The sequence below is a fragment of the Paenibacillus sp. Y5S-9 genome (genome assembly GCF_036894235.1).
Classification (GTDB): domain Bacteria; phylum Bacillota; class Bacilli; order Paenibacillales; family Paenibacillaceae; genus Paenibacillus.
The window spans coordinates 3,598,543-3,621,128 of the sequence record NZ_CP145887.1 but is presented as its reverse complement, the minus strand read 5'-3'; the positions used below and the strand labels follow the sequence as shown (position 1 = coordinate 3,621,128).

The 22,586-nt window shown below is 44.0% G+C and carries 20 protein-coding genes; 7 read left to right on the top strand and 13 right to left on the bottom strand.

Annotated elements, in window-relative coordinates; all coding sequences use genetic code 11:
- Positions 1-112: 112 nt before the first annotated feature.
- From V6669_RS16005 to V6669_RS15990, 4 genes are all read right to left on the bottom strand, one after another.
- Positions 113-1,066 (bottom strand): alpha/beta hydrolase, encoded by a 954-nt coding sequence (locus V6669_RS16005; RefSeq protein ID WP_338586871.1) that lies wholly within the window; start codon positions 1,064-1,066, stop codon positions 113-115.
- Positions 1,067-1,123: 57 nt separating this feature from the next.
- Positions 1,124-2,176 (bottom strand): LLM class flavin-dependent oxidoreductase, encoded by a 1,053-nt coding sequence (locus V6669_RS16000; RefSeq protein WP_338586869.1) that lies wholly within the window; start codon positions 2,174-2,176, stop codon positions 1,124-1,126.
- 29 nt (positions 2,177-2,205) lie between these two features.
- Complete coding sequence (locus V6669_RS15995) at positions 2,206-3,099, bottom strand: NAD(P)-dependent oxidoreductase (RefSeq protein ID WP_338594970.1); 894 nt, start codon at positions 3,097-3,099, stop codon at positions 2,206-2,208.
- A 137-nt stretch (positions 3,100-3,236) separates the two neighbouring features.
- Positions 3,237-3,821, bottom strand: coding sequence for a TetR/AcrR family transcriptional regulator (locus tag V6669_RS15990; protein ID WP_240768019.1), 585 nt, complete (start codon positions 3,819-3,821; stop codon positions 3,237-3,239).
- A gap of 132 nt (positions 3,822-3,953) precedes the next feature.
- On the opposite strand from V6669_RS15990, the gene V6669_RS15985 reads away from it, so the two are divergent.
- A complete protein-coding gene (locus tag V6669_RS15985) occupies positions 3,954-4,229 on the top strand; it encodes a hypothetical protein (protein ID WP_338586868.1) in 276 nt (91 codons plus the stop codon).
- A gap of 166 nt (positions 4,230-4,395) precedes the next feature.
- On the opposite strand, the gene V6669_RS15980 is transcribed toward V6669_RS15985, so the two are convergent.
- From V6669_RS15980 to V6669_RS15945, 8 genes are all read right to left on the bottom strand, one after another.
- Positions 4,396-5,568 (bottom strand): MFS transporter, encoded by a 1,173-nt coding sequence (locus V6669_RS15980; RefSeq protein ID WP_338586867.1) that lies wholly within the window; start codon positions 5,566-5,568, stop codon positions 4,396-4,398.
- Positions 5,569-5,592: 24 nt separating this feature from the next.
- Positions 5,593-6,411 carry a helix-turn-helix domain-containing protein gene (locus V6669_RS15975; RefSeq protein ID WP_338586866.1) on the bottom strand — a complete coding sequence of 273 codons (819 nt, stop codon included), beginning with the start codon at positions 6,409-6,411 and terminating at the stop codon, positions 5,593-5,595.
- 253 nt (positions 6,412-6,664) lie between these two features.
- Positions 6,665-7,084 carry an arsenate reductase (thioredoxin) gene (gene arsC, locus V6669_RS15970; protein WP_338586865.1) on the bottom strand — a complete coding sequence of 140 codons (420 nt, stop codon included), beginning with the start codon at positions 7,082-7,084 and terminating at the stop codon, positions 6,665-6,667.
- Positions 7,085-7,122: 38 nt separating this feature from the next.
- Positions 7,123-8,418 carry an arsenic transporter gene (locus V6669_RS15965; RefSeq protein ID WP_338586864.1) on the bottom strand — a complete coding sequence of 432 codons (1,296 nt, stop codon included), beginning with the start codon at positions 8,416-8,418 and terminating at the stop codon, positions 7,123-7,125.
- 73 nt (positions 8,419-8,491) lie between these two features.
- The gene (locus V6669_RS15960; protein WP_338586863.1) at positions 8,492-8,818 is read right to left on the bottom strand and encodes a metalloregulator ArsR/SmtB family transcription factor; all 327 of its coding nucleotides are present in this window, start codon (positions 8,816-8,818) and stop codon (positions 8,492-8,494) included.
- A 142-nt stretch (positions 8,819-8,960) separates the two neighbouring features.
- Positions 8,961-11,429 (bottom strand): FAD-dependent oxidoreductase, encoded by a 2,469-nt coding sequence (locus V6669_RS15955; RefSeq protein WP_338586862.1) that lies wholly within the window; start codon positions 11,427-11,429, stop codon positions 8,961-8,963.
- Positions 11,426-11,740, bottom strand: a complete 315-nt coding sequence (locus V6669_RS15950; RefSeq protein ID WP_036615511.1) for a metalloregulator ArsR/SmtB family transcription factor — start codon at positions 11,738-11,740, stop codon at positions 11,426-11,428. The genes V6669_RS15955 and V6669_RS15950 overlap by 4 nt, the downstream gene beginning before the upstream one ends.
- A 240-nt stretch (positions 11,741-11,980) precedes the next feature.
- On the bottom strand, positions 11,981-13,795 hold the full coding sequence (locus V6669_RS15945; protein ID WP_338586861.1) for a family 43 glycosylhydrolase: 1,815 nt from the start codon (positions 13,793-13,795) through the stop codon (positions 11,981-11,983).
- A 278-nt stretch (positions 13,796-14,073) separates the two neighbouring features.
- Between V6669_RS15945 and V6669_RS15940 the strand changes: the two genes are divergently transcribed.
- From V6669_RS15940 to V6669_RS15915, 6 genes are all read left to right on the top strand, one after another.
- Positions 14,074-15,435, top strand: a complete 1,362-nt coding sequence (locus V6669_RS15940; protein WP_338594968.1) for an alkaline phosphatase — start codon at positions 14,074-14,076, stop codon at positions 15,433-15,435.
- 164 nt (positions 15,436-15,599) lie between these two features.
- Positions 15,600-16,427, top strand: a complete 828-nt coding sequence (locus V6669_RS15935; RefSeq protein ID WP_338586860.1) for an AraC family transcriptional regulator — start codon at positions 15,600-15,602, stop codon at positions 16,425-16,427.
- 108 nt (positions 16,428-16,535) lie between these two features.
- On the top strand, positions 16,536-18,560 hold the full coding sequence (locus V6669_RS15930) for a beta-galactosidase (protein ID WP_338586858.1): 2,025 nt from the start codon (positions 16,536-16,538) through the stop codon (positions 18,558-18,560).
- Positions 18,561-18,574: 14 nt separating this feature from the next.
- Positions 18,575-20,008: an alpha-L-fucosidase gene (locus tag V6669_RS15925; protein ID WP_338586857.1), complete on the top strand. Its 1,434-nt coding sequence runs from the start codon at positions 18,575-18,577 to the stop codon at positions 20,006-20,008.
- Between the two features lie 381 nt (positions 20,009-20,389).
- Complete coding sequence (locus V6669_RS15920; protein ID WP_338586856.1) at positions 20,390-20,830, top strand: CBO0543 family protein; 441 nt, start codon at positions 20,390-20,392, stop codon at positions 20,828-20,830.
- Positions 20,831-20,938: 108 nt separating this feature from the next.
- Complete coding sequence (locus V6669_RS15915) at positions 20,939-21,409, top strand: ferritin-like domain-containing protein (RefSeq protein ID WP_338586855.1); 471 nt, start codon at positions 20,939-20,941, stop codon at positions 21,407-21,409.
- Positions 21,410-21,532: 123 nt separating this feature from the next.
- Here V6669_RS15915 and V6669_RS15910 read toward each other — a convergent pair whose 3' ends face one another.
- Positions 21,533-22,423: a cation diffusion facilitator family transporter gene (locus V6669_RS15910; RefSeq protein ID WP_338586854.1), complete on the bottom strand. Its 891-nt coding sequence runs from the start codon at positions 22,421-22,423 to the stop codon at positions 21,533-21,535.
- Between the last annotated feature and the right edge of the window lie 163 nt (positions 22,424-22,586).

Sequence of the window (22,586 nt, the reverse complement as noted above, 5' to 3'; positions counted from 1 at the left end):
TATTTATACTTATATCTCCAAACAAAAGAAGTCACTAATTTAGTGACTTCTTCGGACATAAAGTTTCCTATTATAATTTCCTTTAAGTTTAAAGGTTCTGATGCATCAATCCTTATTTAAGGGTTCTATTTGGATGAAGTGCACGAGCCATTGCATCCATATAACCCTGAACAGCGCGCTGACTCACTTCTGTTTCTGGAGCAAGAATTTCGAAAAGGTGGAAACAACCTGGATAGAGGTGAAATTCTACATCCACACCTGCTTGTGCTAGTCGTGCCACGTACTCCATCGTCTCATCCCGGAATAGATCGAGCTGACCTACACAAGTATAGGCTGGCGGCAATCCGGCCAAGTTCTCTGCTCTCGAAGGTACTGCATAAGAAGCACTTCCATTGACATCGTTCTCCTCACCAAGGTACATATTCCAAGCAGCCACGTTGTCCGTTCGGTTCCAGACTGAACCCTCTTCTGTAATCTCATGACTAGATGGCGTGATGTTGCGATTATCTAACATCGGGTACAATGGCATTTGGAAAATAATAGACGGACCTCCTTTATCACGTGCCATCAGCGCGAGTGCTGCTGTCAGCCCTCCACCACCGCTAGCACCGGCAATTGCAACCCGATTCACGTCAATACCAAGCATTGCTGCTTCCTCCGTCATCCATACCAATCCAGCATAACAATCTTCAATCCCCGCAGGATATGGATGCTCAGGAGCGAGCCTATAATCCACTGATACGACAATGCATTCTGCTGTCTGAACAAAACGCTCGCACAATTTGTCGTCCATATCGGGATGTCCTAACACGTACCCGCCCCCGTGAATCCATAACATGGCTGGTAGTAAATCATTTGTTCGATCGGCAGGTTCGTATATTTTGACCAGCATCTCACCTTTATCTGTCGGAATTTTCCGGCTAGTTGTGTTTACATGCTCTGATTTTTTCACCGATACAGCTGATACTAAGTTTCTGCTCCACTCTAAATTTTTCTCCAACTCAAACCCTGGAAATTGTGAATAAACCTCTCTTAATTCTGGTAATATACGTTTCTCAATACTCATGATAATTCCTCCAAATATAATAATGAATTCGATCGTGTACGTTTTTTCAGTTAATTCTTATCTCATTTCAGCTTCCCACTTGGAAATTTCCTCTCGTACTCGCGGTGCAACCTCTGTACCGAGCAATTCTATAGCCCGCATTACCAACTCATGTGGCATCGTGCTTAAGGGAACATACATCATGAAACGTGTAATTCCTACATGCTTGCGCAGATGAATAATTTTTTGAGCAACTGTTTCCGGATCCCCTACATACAACGCACCATCAGAACTGCGGGCAGCGTCATAGCTGGAACGATCGTAATATGCCCACCCCCGCTCTTTGCCGAGTTTATTCATGCCGTACTGAGTGGACGGGAAAAAGAGTTCTGCGGCTTTTTCCGTATCTTCTGCAACAAATCCGATTGAATGTGAACCTACCCGAAGCTGTGATACATCATGACCAGCATGAGTTGCCGCCTTTTTATACAGTTCTACAAGTGGCGCAAATTTTGTTGGATTTCCACCGATAATTGCCAGAACTAGTGGCAGACCTAGAATTCCAGCACGTATGGCAGACTCCTGAGTACCTCCGCTACCAATCCATACAGGTATAGAATTCTGAACAGGACGCGGGTATACCCCCAGATTATGTATCGCTGGACGATGGCCTCCACTCCATTTTACTTTCTCGGATTCCCGTAATTTAAGAAGCAGTTCAATGTTTTCATTAAATAAATCCTCGTAGTCATTCAGGTTATAACCAAACAGTGGAAAGGACTCAATGAAGGAACCCCGACCCGCTATAATCTCGGCACGTCCATTGGAGAGACCGTCAAGCGTTGCAAAATCCTGAAACACACGGACAGGATCTGCTGAAGATAGGACCGTCACAGCACTTGTCAAACGAATTCGTTTTGTGAGGGGCGCCGCAGCGGACAACACCATTGCCGGTGAAGAAGCCGCATAATCTTCACGGTGATGCTCACCTACGCCGAACACATCAAGTCCCACCTGATCTGCAAGGACAATTTCTTCCACAACTTCTCGCAATCGCTGAGCGTGACTCATCACAACTCCGGTCTTCGTATCAGGCTTTGTTTCTACGAATGAAGTAACACCTATTTCCATAATTGTTCTCTCCTTCTATTTTTCTTTCTTTAAGAGGAATGCTCAAGACAACGGATTAAAGCCGTCCAATCCAACTCACCATAACCTTGGGTAATTCCTTCAGAGAGGTGTTGATGGATGAGCTGACCTAATGGTAGTGGAGCTTGAACTGACTTGGCTGCCTCGATAGCTAATGCAACATCCTTTAACCCGAGCTTCATTTTAAAACCGGCTGGTTCAAAGCGCTGTTCGGTCATGATCGCGCCATAGTTCTGATATACCGGAGATTGAAAAAGAGCATTCACAACATCCATATATCGGGACGGCTTAATGCCGTGCTTTTCAACCATGAGCTGCGCTTCCGACAAAGCTTCCAGCATTGAAGCAATCAAAAAGTTAACGCCTATTTTTACAATGTTACCTTCTTCGCCATGATCCCCGATCTCAAATATCTCTTGACCTAGTGCTGTTAACATGGGAAGTACTCGTTGTCTTGCGTGTTCAGGACCAGCTAAAATAATGCGCAATGTAGCTGCTTTAGCCGCATCCGGGCGCCCCATTACGGTGGCAGACACAAAGTGCTGGTTTCTCTCCGCATGCAAAGCGGATAATTTCCGAGCCAGATCTACGCTGATCGTACTGGCAGATACGTGGATTCCATTTTCAGATAATCCGTTCAGAACACCAGTTGGTCCCTCAACAATCTCTCTCAAAGCAGCATCATCAGATAACATGGTAATTACAAGATTGCTTTCTTTCGCTGCCTCTAGTGGTGTTTGGACATACCGTGCTCCCTGTTTTATTAATGGTTCAGCTTTTTCAGGGGTCCGATTAAAGATGACTACGTCATAACCCGCTTTCAACAGGTTTTGTGCCATTGGAAGGCCCATATTTCCAAGTCCAATAAACGATACCTTCATTTGTTGCATCTCCTTATTGTTGATGGATTGTTTCGATAACGGAATGAATGTTCCAGAATGATCAAAAAAAATTATGGTCTTACAGATACTCTTCAAATGACACCTTCAAAATATGAGGAATATAATAACGGAACAATCATTCCGATATTGCTAAAAAAAAATTATATCCCTGCAATTACAAAGCTAATCATCTCTTTTGCACGTTCTGGATTTTGACCTGTTTTGGCCATAATATTTATGCTTTGATGTAAATTCAGCAATAAATAAGACAATGTTTTGATATCTGTTGTTTTATCTATCTCTCCCGATTGTTGGCCCTTCTCCAAAAGCTCGCAAAATGCTTGTTCCAAATCCGAAAAACTAGTCTGTATCAAGACATTTATCTGTTCATCTGGTGACTCCAATGTTGTAGCTGTATTCGTTACAAAACATCCGCCCGGTAGGCTCGTATCGTATGCTGAAGCAATATGGTATTCAAAAAATTGAAGAATTCCATCTCTTACGTTTGATGCTTGTTCAAGAATGGTCTGCTTATTGGAACTCCCTTTTTTATAATGCTCCAGGGCATCTCTGTACAAGGTTTGCTTGTCGGAAAACGTATCATAAAGGCTGGATCGGCTAATGCCCATCACTTCAAGTAAATCCGGTATGCTGGCAGCCTCGTATCCTTTTTTCCAAAACAACAGCATCGCTTCGTGTAACGCTTGATTTTTGTCAAATTCTTTAGTCCTGGCGATAAGTAACACCTCCCGTTTCAGAAATATAACATATCTGAACCGATCAGTCCAGAAAAGAATTTCGCAGATCGTCGATCCTTATTGAAAATTTATCCATTAAAGAAATATATATGCTATATTTGACAGGTAACTTAAAACATATTGAGGAACAGCAAAACAAAAGACACAAGAATACATAAACTCCAGATTAATTATTTCAGCGGAAAGTTGGTCATATCAGATCCGCAAAACACACCTTATTGGACATCGGATAACCTGGCGTGGGCTAAGGAATGGTACGGTGCAGACAATGTGCCAGCCAATCTTAGAGGCAATGTGCTCATCATGCAAACTGACGGCAATCTGGTGCTGTACAACAATGAAAATCCGGCCTTGGGCTGGTATCCTGTCTGGGCTTCGAATACAGGTGGACATTAAAAAATATAACAGTAATTTGTTAATGGATTCATACTCTATTCTGTCATGATGATGTAATGTGATTCTCATTATTACTTTGTTAAACGCCAAAAAGATCTCTTCTGCAGTGAATGCTGAAGAGATCTTTTTTTATTTTACATATAACGGTCAATTACAACTCAAAAAATTACACTGGATCTGGCGTTCCAGTCCTGCTTCTCGATTTCGTAAATAGTAAGATGGCAAGAAGTAAAGCAATGCTTACAGCTCCAAAACCCAACCAATTCAAATACATGACAGATGTATGATTGATCACAAGCCCACCTAATCCAGATCCCAGTGCAAAACCAAATTGGATAAACGATGTATTTACGCTAAGGGCAATGTCGGGATTACGAGGTGCCAGTGTAACCAGATATAGTTGCTGGGCCGGAGATATGCTCCACGTTGCCAACATAAAAATCATTAAAACCAAGATTAACATCATAAGATTAACTCCAGCTAGAGCAAACAAAAGAAGAGTTATGCCTTGTAACAGAAGGCCTAGACAAATTGTAAACTTTGATCCCTTTGCATCTGCCAATTGTCCGCCCACTTTTGATCCGACAAAGCTGCAAATTCCCGCGAGAAACAGAACACCGCTTATCTCGGTCATGGTAAGAGCAGATGTAGCTTGTAAGAAAGGCGTAATGTACGTGAACAGTGTCGAATAGCCGCCGATATACAATAATGTAATAAGCAAGGCAGTCAGAATGAGTGGATTTTTTAAAATGGAGAGCTGCATTCTGAGGGTGATCTTTTCTTCCTCTTTGATTGCCGGAACCTTTTTGTAGATAATAAGTAATGGAAGAACACTTAACAATCCAATGATTACAAATAAAACTCTCCATCCAAACATTTCACTAAAAAATGTGCCCCATGGGACACCGAGCACTAGCGAACTGCTTAGCCCCATCAAAATGATGCCGATGGCATTGCCCCTTTTTTCTTTTTCAACCAGTCGTGTCGATACGGCCATCGCTACTACGGTAGCGATTCCTCCGCTCGCCCCTTGAATAATTCGCACCCATAGTAATGTTTCGTAAGAAAGGTTTACAAGCATAAGTCCGTTGCTGGCTATAAACACACTGAGGGTGGACACCAGTAACTTCTTGCGATCTATATTTATTGTAAATGCAATGAGAATCGGGGCGATAATGGCCGCTGCGAGAGCAAACACAGTCACTAGTAAACCCACTTCGGAAGTAGATACGCTCAAGTCTGCGGCGATCATTTCAATGACTCCTGTAATAATGTATTCAATGGTTCCAATCAGAAAAACAGCCAATGCGAGGACATAGATGATCCATTTATTTTTCAATTTACTCCACTCCGTCTTTTTCAGTTAATTATTTAGTATTGGAATTTGTATTTCTATAAATTGTGCATCTTTTTCTTGGGATAAAGGTAAATAAAGTTCCCTACCAGCTTCGTTTTCCTTGATCTGATAGTTATTCTTCTCAATCCATGTGGCTAGATGAACACAGGCTTTACAGGCAAAGGTGGCATTGGAACGATAAGCTATGGTGGCCATCATGGGTTCAGCAGGAAGAGTCCGCAATTGAAATGGGTCGGGAGGTGATCGCAGCTCACAGGTTAAGAAATAACCTATTTCGAACTCGAACTCTTCCTCTTGTCCTGCGATTTCTTTCCACAAAACAACCTGTGGTCCGTGGATTAGTTGGCGCATTTCTTTTGTTAATGACTGATCAAACTGATGAAATAAACTCGGGATCTCCTCTTCCCTCCCGCACCCTGTCTGAAAAAGAAACTGCCGAGCACCTTCCTCTTTGATTCGTATTTCTTGCCCGGTTTCGACATGCCCCTCTTCCTCTATAAGCTGCATGCGTTCCTCAATTCGGACGAGTTTAGCTTGTTCCGTATCGATAATCTGCTGAATTTCGCTTCTTTTAAGCTTAAACATGCCTTGAATATTCTCTAATGTAATATGTTCCTGTAGCAGCTGTGTGATTTGTGGCAACGTAAACCCCAATTCTTTATAAATTAAGATTCGGTTGAGCTCGAGAAGCTGATCTGCGGAATAGTAACGGTAACCCGTATCTTGATCTACCTTTCTCGGCTTAAGTATGCCAATCTGGTCATAATAACGCAGTGTTTTTAATGAGACCCTGCTTAGCCTGGAAAACGCACTGATTTTGAACAATATATCATCTCCAATCAATTAACATAATGCGAGTATATAGTTTCCCGTACAGGGGAAAGTCAAGGGTATATATGCTTCTCACTTTTATAGGTAAAATCAAATACCGTCCTTGTCATCACTCTATGTTGCTGTTATGGGTAAGTCAAAAAACCGTTTCTGAATGAAACGTTCATTTTTTTTGAACAAAAAAAATGCCACTCATCGTGGCATTCTCTCGGTACTCATTCAATTATCCTGCTCAGGCAGGTTTGTACTATTTTCCAGTTTCAGCAAATGTTTTAATGCGTTCCCCGATCTGGTCACGAACCCTTTGGAATACCGCCCATTTCTCTTCATCTGACCCTTGAGCTTTGGCAGGATCATCGAATCCCCAGTGTTCCCGCTTCACATGTGGTGGTGTCATTGGACATTTATCCGCGGCGTCTCCACACAATGTGACTACAAAATTAGCATTGTTCAACAACTCTGAATCAATGATATCGGAAGTTTGAGTCGAAATATCCAGGTTAACTTCTTTCATGGCTTCCACTGCTTTGGGATTCAGACCGTGTGCCTCAATTCCCGCACTATAAATGTTCCAGTCCTCACTTAGATATTTCTTAGCCCAGCCTTCGGCCATTTGACTCCGGCAGGAATTGCCTGTGCACAGGAAGTAGAGTGTTTTTTTACTCATGTTCATCGTCTCCTCGTTGTTTGAATTATAGATTGCTTTTATAAAATGCTTAACCACAGATACAGACCCACTAGCGTAATAAACAGAGTCGGAACGGTGATAATGATACCCGTCTTGAAGTAAGTGCCCCATGAAATTTTGACACCTTTGGTGCTAAGCACATGAAGCCAGAGCAGTGTCGCGAGTGAACCAATCGGGGTAATCTTGGGACCTAAGTCCGAGCCAATAATATTGGCATAGATAAGCGCCTCCCGAACCGTTCCTGTAGCCGTTGTTGCATCAATGGCAAGCGCATCAATCAACACGGTAGGCATATTGTTCATCAGGGATGAGATGATTGCCGCAATAAAGCCCATACCCATTGTTGCAGCGAACAATCCCTGATCAGCCACAGCCTGAATGACAACGGCCAACAAATCGGTCAAACCTACATTACGTAGACCATAAATCACGACATACATACCGATGGAGAAAAATACGATGGCCCAAGGTGCTTCTCTGACAACCAGTGTAGTCGGTACAGCAGAACTCCGGGAAGCCATGATCAAGAAGAATATCGCGACGATACCTGCCACAAGAGATACGGGAATTCCGATAAATTCACTGGTAAAGTATCCAATAAGTAGAACCCCTAACACCACCCACGACAATCGAAACATCTTCATATCCTTAATGGCAGTTACCGGAGGTTTCAATTCACTCGCATCAAATCGTTTGGGAATACTCTTGCGAAAAAAGAGATATAGTACACCGATACTCGCCGCCAGTGAGAACAGATTTGGAACAAACATCCTTCCCGCGTACTCCATAAAAGTAATACCAAAGAAATCGGCAGACACAATGTTGACCAGGTTACTTACAACCAGCGGTAAGGAAGTTGTATCTGCAATAAATCCGCTGGCGATAATAAATGGAAATACTTTTTTCTCATCAAAATTCAATGCACGTACCATAGCTAGAACAATTGGCGTCAGAATCAGTGCACCTCCATCATTGGCAAAGAAAGCAGAAACCACCGCTCCCAGGATGGAGACGTAAACAAACATCCGAACACCATTGCCATGAGCGGCTTTGGCCATATGTAAGGCAGCCCACTCGAAAAATCCGATACGATCCAGAATTAATGAGATCAGAATGATTGCGACAAAAGCAAGCGTGGCGTTCCATACGATCTGTGTCACATCCCATACATCTTCCAAATTGACCACACCCACAAGTAAAGCTAGAATGGCTCCGCCACAAGCAGACCAACCAATCGACAGGTTTTTAGGCTGCCAAATAACAAGTACAAGTGTAATCAAAAAGATCAAGCAGGCTAACAGCGTAGAAAACAAATATATACACCTCCTTCCAGTTCAACTTAATTTATATTTGCATATAATGATATGCTTATATATCGATCAAAAATTAATTACATACTGAAGTAAAGTTTTCTTTATTTAACGATTTAAGAATAGTTGCTGTATCTGGCATCAATTCCAGGACAGATGTAATATAGGGTGTATTCTCTACATTTAAAGAGTAGTATACCCACTGACCACGTTTATTTTCTTTAACCAAACCTTGATCCTTCAGCTTGCGCAAATGTTGACTAATTCCAGGTTGTGACATGTCTAAAATCTCTACAAATTCACACACGCACCATTCACGTTCTTTGAGGAGTATAAGGATCGTAAGGCGTGTTTTATCACCCAGCAATTTAAGCTTATCCGCTACCTCTTGCATAGAATCCATAGCACTTCCTCCTTCAACAACATATAAGTGTATGCTTATATTATAATAGCAAAAAAATGAAGTCAATGTTTACTTCATGATTAAGCCCAAAAAGCGTTGGTTCGAATTCGAATCAACGCTTTTTGGAATTTATGATCATTTTTTAAATAAACAGATTATGATTTGCTTGTGATGCTTGTCCAAGATAATAACCTACACCACCAATTTTCACTTGGTCTATTAATTCTTCACGTTGGATACCCATTAAATCCATGGACATCTGGCAGGCAACAATCTCTACTCCTTGAGCAATTGCGCTCTCTATCAATTCTTCCAACGAAGGTACATGATGTTTTTTCATCAAACCACGGATCATCTTCGGGCCTGCTCCGAGCATATTCATTTTGGACATGCCAAGCTTCTGGCTACCGCGAGGTAACATCATATCAAACATACGGCCGATCATGGTTTTGGATAACTTCTGCGGCTGCTGCTTACGAATGATACTCAATCCCCAAAATGTGAAAAACAGGGTTACTTTCCGTCCACTCGCTGCTGCCCCATTTGCAATAATGAGTGAGGCGATCGCTTTATCCAGATCACCACTGAAGACAACCATCGTGCTGGCAGGATCACTGATGGGGGAATCCGATACGGGTTGTGCTGTATTTTTAACAATGACGGACTCAATGGTACCGCCTTTCATTCTTTCCAACTGCAAGATTGTGGAACCCGACATCGTGGCCCATGCTTTGACATCTTCATAGAAGCCTGGATCGGAAGCTTTCACGCGAAGGGTTTCCCCGTTCGAGAGTTGATCCATTTTCTGCTTCACTTCTATTAGCGGACCAGGACAACTTAATCCGCATACATTCAAGTCATGATCAATACGTTGCGGCTGTGTTGAGTCAGTGGGAATAGACTTTTTTTCCTTAACGTCCACCGCAGGATCATGATGATCTTGTTTTGCAGCAGTAAAAGGAGCAGGCTTAAACTGGGCTTGACGGTATGTTTTATAACCACCACTCAAGTTTTTCGCGCTAAAACCATGCTGGCGCAAAATTTGCGAAGCGGTGTAACCACGTAAGCCGACTTGACAGTATAGCCAGATTTCTTTGGATGGGTCTAATTCATCTAACCGTTGACGAAGCTCATCAACTGGAATAGAGAGTGAACCCGGAATATGACCATTTTGATGCTCAATTTCACTGCGAACATCCAGAAGTATCGACTGCTCCGGCTGACGATCAGCCAGTTGATTATAGGTGAAGGTCTGAACACGTCCAGTGATCATATTCTCTGCTGCATATCCAGCCATATTTACGGGATCTTTGGCAGAAGAATAAGGTGGCGCGTAACTCAGTTCAAGTTCTGTCAAATCCCGGACATGTCCTCCAAAATGAATGGCTACAGCAATGTCATCAATTCGTTTATCCACTCCATCATAACCGACTGCTTGTGCACCTAAAATTTTACCTTCCGGAGTAAACAGCAGTTTAAGAGTAATTGCGCTCGAACCAGGATAATACGATGCATGAGAAGCAGGGTGTACGATAACGGTTTGATATTCCACGCCGAGACGTTGTAGTGTTCTCTCATTACTGCCTGTCGTGGCTGCGGTCATTCCAAAGACTTTGATAATGGACGTACCTTGTGTTCCTTTATAGGTAGAAGGAAGCCCTGCGATACGGTCGGCAACAATACGACCTTGTTTGTTGGCAGGTCCGGCAAGTGGAATCGTTGCCTTCGTTCCATGAATGGTTTCCGTAACTTCGATGGCATCCCCAACAGCATAGATATGTGGCACACTGCTTTCCAAAGCTTCATTTACGATAATATGTCCACGTGCACCCAGCGAAACGCCGCTATCTTTCAAAAAATAGGTGTCCGGCGTTACGCCTATCGCAAGAATAACCATGTCAGCAGTCAGCGTATGACCATCTGCAAGTTCAACTCCTATGCCCTGCTCTAGGGAATGGAATCCCTGAACACGCTTGGAAAACAGCAGGTTTACACCATGATTCTCCATTTCCTGTGCCAATGCGGCTCCTAACTCGGGATCATATGGTGTGAGTACTTGTGCGTTCCCCTCAATAAGCGTTACATCCAGACCAGCTTCCTTTAGATTCTCAGCCATTTCTACGCCGATAAATCCACCGCCTATGACGATCGAAGACTTGTTGTTAGAAGAATTTACCTGTTCTTTGATCCGATCAATATCCGGAATACTTCGTACGGTATAAATTAGTGGATTGTCCTTACCCGGCAGATCGGGAATCATCGGTTTTGCACCTGGTGACAATATCAACTCGTCATAGCTTTCTTCATATGCACCGCGCTCCTGAGACTGTATCTTAACCACTCGCTTCTGCGAATCAATAGCTACGACCTCACTTCTTGTACGCACATCGATACGAAAGCGATCTGCCATCCCTTTTGGCGTCTGCACCAGCAGACGCTCTCGATCATCGATTGTGCCACCTATATAATAAGGTAAACCACAATTGGCAAATGAGATATAGGGTCCCTTCTCAAAGATAATAATTTCGGCATGTTCATCCAGACGGCGAAGACGTGCAGCTGCAGAAGCACCTCCAGCTACACCGCCAACAATAAGTACTTTTTTGCTCATGATTCACAATCATCCTTTTCAAATAAAGTTTTAATAATCTGTTCAACCCGTTGATCGGCAAGCACATAGTTCACTTCAAGTCCATTTCGCTCCGTAGCAACAATACCTGCACTACGAAGCTTTTGGAGGTGTTGTGAGACTGTTGATTGGGGAAGATCCAGACATTCCTGCATATAAGAGACATTACATTTTTTTTTCATCATCAGTCCCCGAACAATGCATAAACGAATGGGGTGAGACAAAGCTTTGAGCAGATTAGCTGGTTCATCGAACTGTTTAATGTTATTGCTGTCAAAAGCGGGAGTGTTCAAAAGTATTCCTCCTAAATCGTTATATCGTAATAATACGATTTATTGATTCGCCTGTCAAATGTATTCTGGAATTAATGCGTTCAATAAGTCGCATACCCTCTCAACCCTACGGTTTTGGCTGGTTTCAGGTGGAAGATAAAAATGATAAAAATGCCTGCAAAAACCGCTAAAAGCGACATTTGACAGGCATTCATGTTGTATCAGGCCTTTATAGATAGCGATTTAATTAAACGTCTTATATTAGAGTATAACAGGCTGGATCAGTCCGTCCTTACCAAACAGAAGTGGGTCCATACATATTTCGCGGTGATATCCCTTACCGGAGGAAAATCTGGATAGTGGCGTGACAAAACGGTGATAGGCAATCTGGTATTGACCCGTTTCGGAATCATTAAATATACAGTGATGACCTGTACCCAGCATGCCCTTCTCGACATTTTTGCTCAGAATCGGGTATCGATAGGTAACAGGACCGTACAATTGCTCTGACGTACCGTAATTCACATGATAGTCTTCACTACCTGTATCGTCACAGGACCACGTAAAATGGTATAGTCCCCCCTGCTTTAACACAGTTACCGCCTCACGAAAATCATGCAAGCCCACCAGGTTGCTCATTGTGTCCTCCACGACACTTATCATGTCTTCACCGAGCTCCACAATGGCAGCATGTCCATTGCCAAATAACAGATACGGTTTTCCATTATCATCGACATAGATAGAGGGATCAATCGCTTGTCCCATGGTAATGCCCAGACGTTTCAACTGCTCCATTGTGATTAAAGGCTGCGACTCGGCCAGGAATGGACCAATCGGTGTATCTGCTACAGCAACGCCAATGGCACTCTCTCCGTTCCGCATTTTGCCACAGAAATAAAAATAGAACTTTCCGTTTCGGCTGGCAATTGCCGGCGCCCAGGCATTACCGGTTGCCCAGGCAACATCCTCTGTTCCCAGATCAAGGATCACGCCTTCGTCTTGCCAATGCTTCAGGTCTGAAGAAGAAAACACCTTAAATTTTGTCCCCGACCACCCCTCGAAACCATCAGTCGTCGGATACATATAGTAACGATCCCCAAACTGTGCGACATCAGGATCGGCATATTGTCCAGGAAGCACCTGATGACCATCCCCGAAAGCAGCGAGAAGCCGGCTGCACTCCTCAGCTGTGATTGGCAGGACACTTCCATGACGCTTTTGATTCGTTCCCATATCAAAATCATCATCAGGGACGATTCGGAATTCTCCGCTTCCCAGATCTGTAGTCAACAAAGGAAGATAACCCTTGCCTTCAGCAAATCGATCAACAATCAGGCACCATTCCTCCCGGTCATTGAATTTAAAGATTTGAGGTCCCTCCACACCTGCCACAGCCTCCAGTACTGGGGATTGCAGCGTAACAAACGCCCCTTTGTCCAGAGAGTCACCTTTTTCTACCCGTATGTTTTTGGTTGTTTCATCCTTGGAGTATCGATAGTAAGAGCCAGCTGAAGGAAGAATCGTTGTATCAATAATATGATTATCCCGTTCAATGTATTTTTCCGATGCCGAGAACGTACGAAAGTCTTTTGTACGAGCGCTGTATATTTTTTGTTTTCGTTCTTGCTCCTGAGGTTCCTGCGTCGCAGAAGCCCAGAATACGAGAAACTCATCCGTTATTTCATCATACACAGCTTCAGGTGCCCAGACACATCCAGCCCCTTCAACACCTAGTGTGACGTTCCATGGGGATGACCAGTTCACGAGATTGCTGGATTCCCATACAATTACGTCACGGCTCCCGGCATTAACGGCATGAGTCCATCCTTTGCCGCTTGCGATGCGGAGATCCGTAGCAATCAGATAAAATTTATTATCCTTGACTGAACGAACCAGAAACGGGTCCCGTACCCCCTTTTCTCCAAGGTCGGAAAACAGCACAGGTGATCCGCCATTAAGGTCCTTCCAGTGAAGACCATCCTCGCTATAAGAGAAATAAACCTGCTCTCCATCTGGTTGTTCGCCAATAAAATGTACAAAGAGATACCCATCATAATTTGGAGTTGTTTTGGTCAATGGTAAAGAGCCTCCTGAAAATGAAATTGTTCTTATACTAACAGTAATATAAAAATGAAAGCGTTCTACTTATGTTGTATCATACTTCAAAAATAGCGGAATGAGTATATTTTTGTAATCTCGTATGTTGCAAAGAATTAACACAACGCCTTTATTTTACCTTAGGTATACAAAATTCTTGGTTTTCATTTACAATTAAATGCTAATCTTCTTAATGATGAACAAATGAATATAGATTCATGCATTCATTTTGTTTTGAGATATTACGAGGAGGAATCATTTTGAAATTATCCAAAAGAGTATTACCAGCGGTAGCGCTGACTCTGGCTGTATCGGCTTCTACTCTCTTGTCTGCCGGACAAGCAAGTGCCGTTCAAGCTGTAAGTGTGGAGAAAAAACAAATCAAGAACATCATCTTCCTCATTGGGGATGGCATGGGGACCTCTTATACTTCCGCCTACCGTTATATGAAAGATGATCCTTCAACCAAGGGCATGGACAAAAACGTATTTGACCCTTATCTGGTTGGAGCACAAATGACCTATCCGGATGATGATAAACAAAATGTGACGGATTCCGCTTCCGCAGCAACGGCCATGTCGGCAGGTGTAAAAACCTACAATGCGGCCATTGCGGTTGACCCTGAGCAGAAGGAAGTCAAAACCGTACTTGAGCAGGCAAAAGAAAACGGCAAGTCCACCGGACTCGTGGCTACATCGGAGATCACTCATGCAACACCAGCTGCATTTGGTGCCCATGATATCAGTCGAAAAAATATGGATGCAATTGCGGACGATTATTATGATGAGTTGATTAATGGCAAGCATAAGGTGGATGTACTTCTTGGTGGAGGTAAATCCAATTTTGTACGCGAGGGTCGTGACCTGACGAAGGAGTTCCAGAAGGCAGGATTCAGCTATGTGACGGATCGTTCCTCTCTCCTTGCTGATAAGAATCAACAAGTGCTTGGACTGTTTGCGGACGGAGGTCTGGACAAGTTGATTGATCGTAGTGCTGCAACTCCATCATTGGCTGAGATGACCAATACAGCGATTGATCGTCTCAGTTCGAACGACAAAGGATTCTTTTTAATGGTCGAAGGTAGCCAGATCGACTGGGCAGGACATGATAATGATATCGTTGGCGCAATGAGTGAAATGGAAGATTTCGCAGGAGCATTTCAGGCAGCTATTGATTTTGCCAAAAAAGACGGTGAAACACTTGTCGTAGCTACTGCCGACCACTCCACGGGCGGACTTACGCTCGGAAAAGACGGAGAGTATAACTTCTACGTAGACCCGATCAAAGCTGCACTGCGTACGCCTGACTTCATGGCAGCACAAATTGCAAAAGGTGCTTCGGTTGAAGAAACACTGAAAAGTTATCTGAAACTGGAGTTGAAGCCGGAAGAGATTCAATCGGTGAAAGAAGCAGCTAAAAGTGCGGACGTAACAAAGATTGATAATGCCATTGAAGCAATTATTGATAACCGTTCATATACGGGCTGGACAACAGGTGGACACACAGGTGAAGATGTTCCGGTCTATGCCTACGGCCCTGCAAGTCATCGCTTCGCCGGTTTGATTGATAACACAGATAATGCCAAGATCATATTTGATATTCTCAGCAAGCATCAGTAATTCGATAATAATTCAATATTTTAGGATCAACCCTTCTCTTCTTTCATTCTTAGAGAAGGGTTTTTTTTCATTTCTGAGGTTGTCACTCTACATCAAATGAAACAAAACAACATGATCCGTTATAATTAAAAAAAAGATATAAAAATGAAAGCGGTTGATAAACCATGAAACATTACATGAAGCAGATGCTTGTCACTAATCTGGACCGTACACTGCCGATCTATTTGGAACAAACCGGTTATAACGAATGGCAAGAAGAATTTGATAGACCTGATGGCTATCATTGTTATCACTGGCTGCAAACGACAGGCGGTGAAGGGCAATTCGAATGTGCGGGGAACACGATGACACTTGGGCCTAACCAGGGAATTCTATTGCCACCTCATGTTCCGCACCGTTATTACACATCGTCACATCCCTGGTCTACTTGGTACATCACATTTAGCGGTGATTTAGCCCCTACGATTATCTCTTCCCTGGGATTGTCCACATCCAAGGTCATTCGTTGGGAAGGCGATTCCAGGCTATCGAGAATTCATAACACTACCAGCCGATTGGCGAGGCGGCAGTCCGAATTCAGCGGAATGGATAGTTCCACGTTTGTTTATCGTTTTCTAATGGATCTGAAACGTTACGGACAAGTGGACAACCAACGCTCTTATTCCCAACAATCCTCGCGACTGGCACCCTTGATTCGATTCATGGAGGAGCATTTTCATGATGCCTCAATCGGCTTGGCTGATCTGTCCGAATATGCAGGCTTAAGCTCACAGCGGCTTAATTACTTGTTTCGTATGACGACTGGAATGAGCCCTTATCAATATCTGATTCAACTGCGAATCCAGAAAGCCAAGGAACATTTAATGAATAACAAACATATGACCATCAAAACCGTTGCTTCTCTCGTGGGGTTTCTGGATGTGAGCCATTTTGTCTCTACCTTCCGAAAGTTTGAGAATATTACGCCTCAACGTTTTCGTGAACTCCATTAATCAGTTTCATTTTATTATATGAACTTCATTTTTTATTATATATATTATCCGATCATCAGCTATTAAAATAATTGATATATTTAATATTATTATATGGCGGTGATCAGGATGTTATATGCAGGCGCTAACTACCACCCCCACGACTGGCCGCGCGAACGCTGGCAGCATGATATCGACTTGATGCGTGAAGCTTCGTTTACAATCGTTCGACTCGGCCATTTATGCTGGGACAGCTTCGAGCCATCCGAAGGAAACTACACCTTTGCATGGTTTGACGAAGTCATGACCTTGTTTGAGAAAGCGGGTATTCAGGTCATTCTGGATATTGCGACCCGTCCGGCTCCGACTTGGCTGCACAGAAAGTATCCCGAAATTTCTTTGAGTGCTCCGAGCGGCCTTCGTATGGAAGCGCAAACAAGATATATGGAGGATGTCGGTCATCCAACCTTTCAAGAATACGCTTATGATTTCGCCAGAAAACTTGTCAATCGCTACCGGCATCATCCGGCCCTTTATGCTTTCGGATTATGCAACGAATTAGGCTCTGGTGCTCCGTCCTATTCCCATGCAGCCCGGGACCGATTCGAGGTTTGGCTTCGCAATAAGTATGGAACAGTTGAGCAGCTTAATGAAGCCTGGAGTGCACAGCGCTGGTCTAGAAAACTGAACAGCTTCAGTGATGTGGTCCTCCCGATTTCGGGACAGGTCAAAGGTGCACCAGAACGTCTTCTGGATATGGCACGTTTTTACTCCGATGAGACGTTGAATTATATGCAAGGATTGAGTGACATCGTGCGGGAATTAGCACCAGAAGTCAGAGAAACAACGAACCACTGGTCGGAAAATCCAGGCTACGGTTTCGATTATCTGAAGCAGTACCGGGAAATGATCGACTTGCCGGGCATTGGCTTCTATCCCGGGACTAATCCCGAAGATAAACAAGCGCTAACTGCTGCGTGTTTCTTCATGGACCATCGCATCGGTGAGTTGGATCGGCCGATCTGGTGTCTGGAATTCCAGACTGGGGACTTTGGCGGCTACGCTTCTCCACCGGGAGCGATGCGAATGTATGCGTACCTGTCTCTGATTCACAGAGCGCAGGCCGTCTGTGCCTGGACCTGGCGCACAATGCTGGGTGGCGAAGAGCAATATGTGTTTGGTCTTGTGGATCATGATGGCATACCCGGCTGGAAATATGATGAATTTGCACGTATTGCACAGGAATTCAAACGGTTGCAGGATCTGGATATGCCAAGAAAAACGAACCCGGACATTGCCATTGCTTACTCCTTCGAGACACTGAAGGTTATGGCGGGCAACCCAAGCTATTACAAGACCGACTATACGGGGCAGGTTTTGCAAGCTTACAGCGCTCTGGAACAATCCAATCTGGATTGCAACATCGTCAATCTGCGTAGCCTTCATCAAAACTACAAGCTGATTATCGTACCTGGACACGCGATCATGGATGAAGAATCGGCTGCAACACTGCGCGCTTTTGTTGAACAAGGGGGTACCGTTATCATGACGGCTTATTCTGCCAAAGTCACTGCGAACAATCAGGTATTTGATACTACCCTACCTGGAGGCTTGAGTGATGTATTTGGCATCCGCTGTGGTGCATTTGTTCGAACGCGGAGCCATACCCCTTGGGAGAATGCCGGAGGTTTGGAAAAAACCGAGCTTGGCCTGGAGCGTGAGAAGCCGGTCATCGTCATGGATTCGGAAAACATTCAGCCGGATATCGATTATTATGATATCCTTGAGCCGCGTACCGCGAGCATCATCGCCAGTTTCTCGAATACACATGAGTCTTCCCCGGCGGTCACCTGCAATAAATACGGACAGGGTCAGGCGATCTATGTGGCCTTGCCTGCCAATACAACGTTTTTGAGTGCGCTTCTACATCGTCTGTATCCAACACTTGGTATAGCTCAAGGTCCCGCCACACCATCTGGTGTCGTGGCTCGTCATCTGGACAATGCAAATACCATCTATGTCAACACAACAGGCAAGTCGCAGACCGTGCTCCTTCAGGAAACGGCAATTGGTATCCTGTCAGGCCAGACCATGGCCTCTGAGTTGAAGCTTGAGCCTTATGATGCTGAAATCATTCAATTCATTTCATATTAAAGGAGATGTTACTCATGAGCCACTCTATTCAGACTCTTGCCAATATCACCCCGTCCGACCGTCAACTGGCCTGGCAGGAGCTCGAATTTTATTCGTTTATTCATTTTGGGATAAATACATTTACAGATAAGGAATGGGGATTCGGTGACGAATCACCTGCCCTCTTCAACCCTACCGACTTTGATGCCATGCAATGGGTAGAGGTATGCAAATCTGCAGGAATAAAGGGTCTCATCCTAACTTGTAAACATCACGATGGTTTCTGTCTCTGGCCAAGCGCATATACGGAACATACCGTGAAGAGCAGTCCTTGGCGCGAAGGCAATGGTGATATGGTAAAGGAAGTCGCTGAGGCTTGCAGGCTGGGTGGTCTGGCATTTGGCGTATACCTATCCCCGTGGGATCGTCATGACCATCGATACGGAACCTCCGAATACAATGAATATTTCAAGCTGCAGTTGCGTGAACTGTTGACCTCCTATGGAGACATCTTCTGTGTATGGTTTGATGGTGCCTGCGGTGAAGGACCAAACGGTTTGAAACAAGTATACGATTGGGATGGCTACTATGAAGTCATTCGCGAACTGCAGCCAGGTGCCGTCATATCCGTATGTGGTCCGGATGTGCGTTGGTGTGGAAATGAAGCAGGACATACACGGGATTCCGAGTGGAGTGTTGTTCCGGAGGAACTCAGGGATTGCGAGAAGATTCAGGAGGCTTCGCAGCATGTGGATGATGGACAGTTTGCCAAGCTTGCTAACTCTCGCGACGAGAATCTGGGCAGCCGTGATGCTGTAGCTGGAAAGCAGGTTACCTGGTACCCTGCCGAAGTTAATACTTCGATTCGGCCGGGCTGGTTCTACCACGCTGCTGAGGATGATCAGGTCAGAAGTCTTGAGAAACTTCTCGATATTTATTACAAGTCTGTTGGTGGTAATGCTACGTTTCTGTTAAATTTGCCTCCGGACCAACGCGGCAGAATTCATGAGAATGATGCCAAACGGATGCAAGAACTTGGCGATCGACTTCGCGCTACGTTTCACCATAACCTGGCCTTCGGAGGACACGCCACTGCATCAGAATCGCTTGATGAGAAACATGATGCCACGCGTGTGCTGGACGGGGACAAAATGACGTATTGGTGCCCCAGCGAAGGAACCGAACACGCCGCCATTGAGCTTGATTTATTGGAAGAGCATACGTTTGATACAATCCTGCTTCAGGAGCATATCCGGTCTGGACAGTGCATTGAGAAATTTCACATTGAATATCTCGATGGCGAGATATGGCGTGATCTGTACGACTGTACCATCGTTGGATACAAACGGATTTGCCGCTTTCTCCCTGTTCGAGCAAGGAAGCTCCGCTTGATCATCGAAGAATCCAGATGGTGTCCGACATTATCTGCTGTTGAAGTCTATTTAAGTCCTCAAGATTTGAATAAATAATAAAAAGGTCGCTTATCCTTGTTGGATAAGTGGCCTTTTTGACGTTCGGACACACACATGCCTGTTCCGAGTTTGCTAATATGCATTATATCCCATGGAGTTGGTTAACTTATACAAACCACTTGCATTGAAAGGAGAGAAATCCGATAAATGCAGTTAACGATTGGTTAAGGCAGATTGCCCACAACTACATTCTCATTGTCATTGCTGCGGTGCTCTTTTTTGCAATCAAAGCCGTCATTGGATTCTATACGTACAAGCATTATGATAAAAAATTGGATGCACTTACAGATAAGGTGGATCGTCTTCTGGAAGAGAAGACAACGGAGTGATGCGGCTTATTGTGAACTATACAAGTAACAAGCTTTGGAGGAAAATTGCATGTTAGGAAACATTTTGTTAGGTATGGTTATTCCCATTATATTGGGTGCATGGATTTTGCGTCGGAACTTTACCATCTTTATTCTATATTATCCACTTGGTGTGGCTGTAGCAGCATGCATCAACAATATCGGGTTTAATTACTTCTGGAATATCCTTCCGAATACTCATAATCAATCCTTTGCTGCTCTTCCAATGGATCTTGGAGTCTATCCAATCGCCGGCTGCCTGATGATGTATACGATTTTAGAAAAAGGTGCCAAGCCATGGTTGGCGATCCTTGTTGCATCATTGTCGCTGACATTAATCGAATGGGTTGCCAAAATAATGGGGCATGTCATTTATTTTAATGGATGGAACATTATTTGGACCTTTTTGTCATACCTCCTGCCATTTGTTATTGCTTATGGTTACAGTAAAATATTGAGGTATACCAAGTAAAAGTGCCACTGAAGCTTTTCGATTAATAAGACGGGACTGAGTATATGGGTTAACGCTGATAGGCATACGTGCATACCCTAACTCATATTGGTCTTGGAGGGATTCGTAATGTATGTGACATATCCGTATGGTTACAGGTACACTTTTACTCCGGTATGGGCAACATCATCAGCCGAAGCACTTGAATTAATCAAAACGGCTGTGCAAGGAGAACGAAACGATGAGCTGTTCTATGATTCACTGATTCAGTTGTCACCCGATGCCAATCAGGCTGCCATCATCACGAGCATCCGTAATGATGAACGAGGACATAATCAAATGTTCCGCCAAATGTACAAAGATCTGACAGGCCAGGAGATTTCGGGTGTAAGCAGTGAGCCAGTTGAGACGGTCCCCTCTTATCTTGCCGGATTGCAAAAGGCGTTTCAGGGTGAATTAGCCGCCGTGGAGAAGTATAGAAAAATATGGTTTGGCCTCCCTTATGGCATATATAAAGACACGGTGTGGGGAATCATCCTGGACGAACAGAAACATGCGGATAAATATAACAATCTGATTACCTACAATTTGCCGAGATAATCTTGTATGGAATAAATAACGCGCGGATTCTTTTTAAAGATGAAAATTGAAATCAACAAAAACCAGTGAATGAGTAAAGCTCACTGGTTTTTTGCTTTGACGAGTCTCACTTTTATAAGCTTGCTATCCAATGCACTCTTCCAACATATCAGGTTCCACATGAACGTGAACGGTATATACGTCATGCTCCTCCATTAATTCGTTCTCCACGTCTGTACAGATATCGTGTGCTTGTTGAAGATCCAGGCCAGCATGGACTGTTATGACAACGTCTACTACAACGTTATTGCCATAGTTCCGCGCTCTCACGTCTTTAACCGTCTCTACGCTGTCAATGCCGGCAATCGTTTTTTTGTACTCCTGAATCAGTTCAACATCAAAACCATCGGTCAGATGGTGTGTGGCTTCCTTGAAAATGTCCCAAGCGGTTTTGCAGATGAGGAAACCTACGATGACAGCCGTTACAGGGTCCAGCCATGGGAGGCCGAACTGGGAACCCACGATCCCTATGACCGTACCGGTGCTCACCCAGGCATCGGAAATGTTATCACGAGCCGCCGCCATGACCGCCTGACTTTTAATACGTGTAGCAAGTCTCTTGTTATAACGATAGACCAGATACATGATAACTGCGCAAAAAATGCCTGTGTACGCAGCGATGATATCCGGAGATTCATGTGTACCCTGAAACACAGAACCAATGGCTTCAAACAGTACTTGTAAACCTACTGCCATCATAATGAAAGAAGCAACAAGCGATGCAACGGTCTCTGCTCTCCAGTGACCATATGTATGATCTGTGTCGGCAGGACGTTGGGCAAGCTTCAAACCGATCAGTACGGCAATGGATGCCACAATATCGGTGGCATTGTTTAATCCATCCGCCTTAAGCGCTTCTGATCCGGCCATATTACCAACGATCAGTTTTAATACGGTCAAACATATGTAGGCGATAATGCTGATGATAGCTCCGCGCTCTCCCAGCTTTAGATTATCGTATTTAAGTTGATCCACATGATATCCTCCTGCAATCTTCAATTCAAGCACGTGTATGATAGTACCATTGAAGATTTGTGTGGGTCTAGAGAAACGTTTTGAGTGTGACGAAACATAATCTGAAAGCGGCAATTTTTTTACGAGCATCCAAAAAAGTTGGTTTTGGCAAACTTAAGTGAAT

Bases quoted from the DNA above. Each gene is read 5' to 3' on its own strand.
- V6669_RS16005 (WP_338586871.1), bottom strand. From the start codon at position 1,066: ATGAGTATTGAGAAACGTATATTACCAGAATTAAGAGAGGTTTATTCA.
- V6669_RS16000 (WP_338586869.1), bottom strand. From the start codon at position 2,176: ATGGAAATAGGTGTTACTTCATTCGTAGAAACAAAGCCTGATACGAAG.
- arsC (WP_338586865.1), bottom strand. From the start codon at position 7,084: ATGAGTAAAAAAACACTCTACTTCCTGTGCACAGGCAATTCCTGCCGG.
- V6669_RS15960 (WP_338586863.1), bottom strand. From the start codon at position 8,818: ATGGATTCTATGCAAGAGGTAGCGGATAAGCTTAAATTGCTGGGTGAT.
- V6669_RS15955 (WP_338586862.1), bottom strand. From the start codon at position 11,429: ATGAGCAAAAAAGTACTTATTGTTGGCGGTGTAGCTGGAGGTGCTTCT.
- V6669_RS15935 (WP_338586860.1), top strand. From the start codon at position 15,600: ATGAAACATTACATGAAGCAGATGCTTGTCACTAATCTGGACCGTACA.
- V6669_RS15930 (WP_338586858.1), top strand. From the start codon at position 16,536: ATGTTATATGCAGGCGCTAACTACCACCCCCACGACTGGCCGCGCGAA.
- V6669_RS15925 (WP_338586857.1), top strand. From the start codon at position 18,575: ATGAGCCACTCTATTCAGACTCTTGCCAATATCACCCCGTCCGACCGT.
- V6669_RS15920 (WP_338586856.1), top strand. From the start codon at position 20,390: ATGTTAGGAAACATTTTGTTAGGTATGGTTATTCCCATTATATTGGGT.
- V6669_RS15915 (WP_338586855.1), top strand. From the start codon at position 20,939: ATGTATGTGACATATCCGTATGGTTACAGGTACACTTTTACTCCGGTA.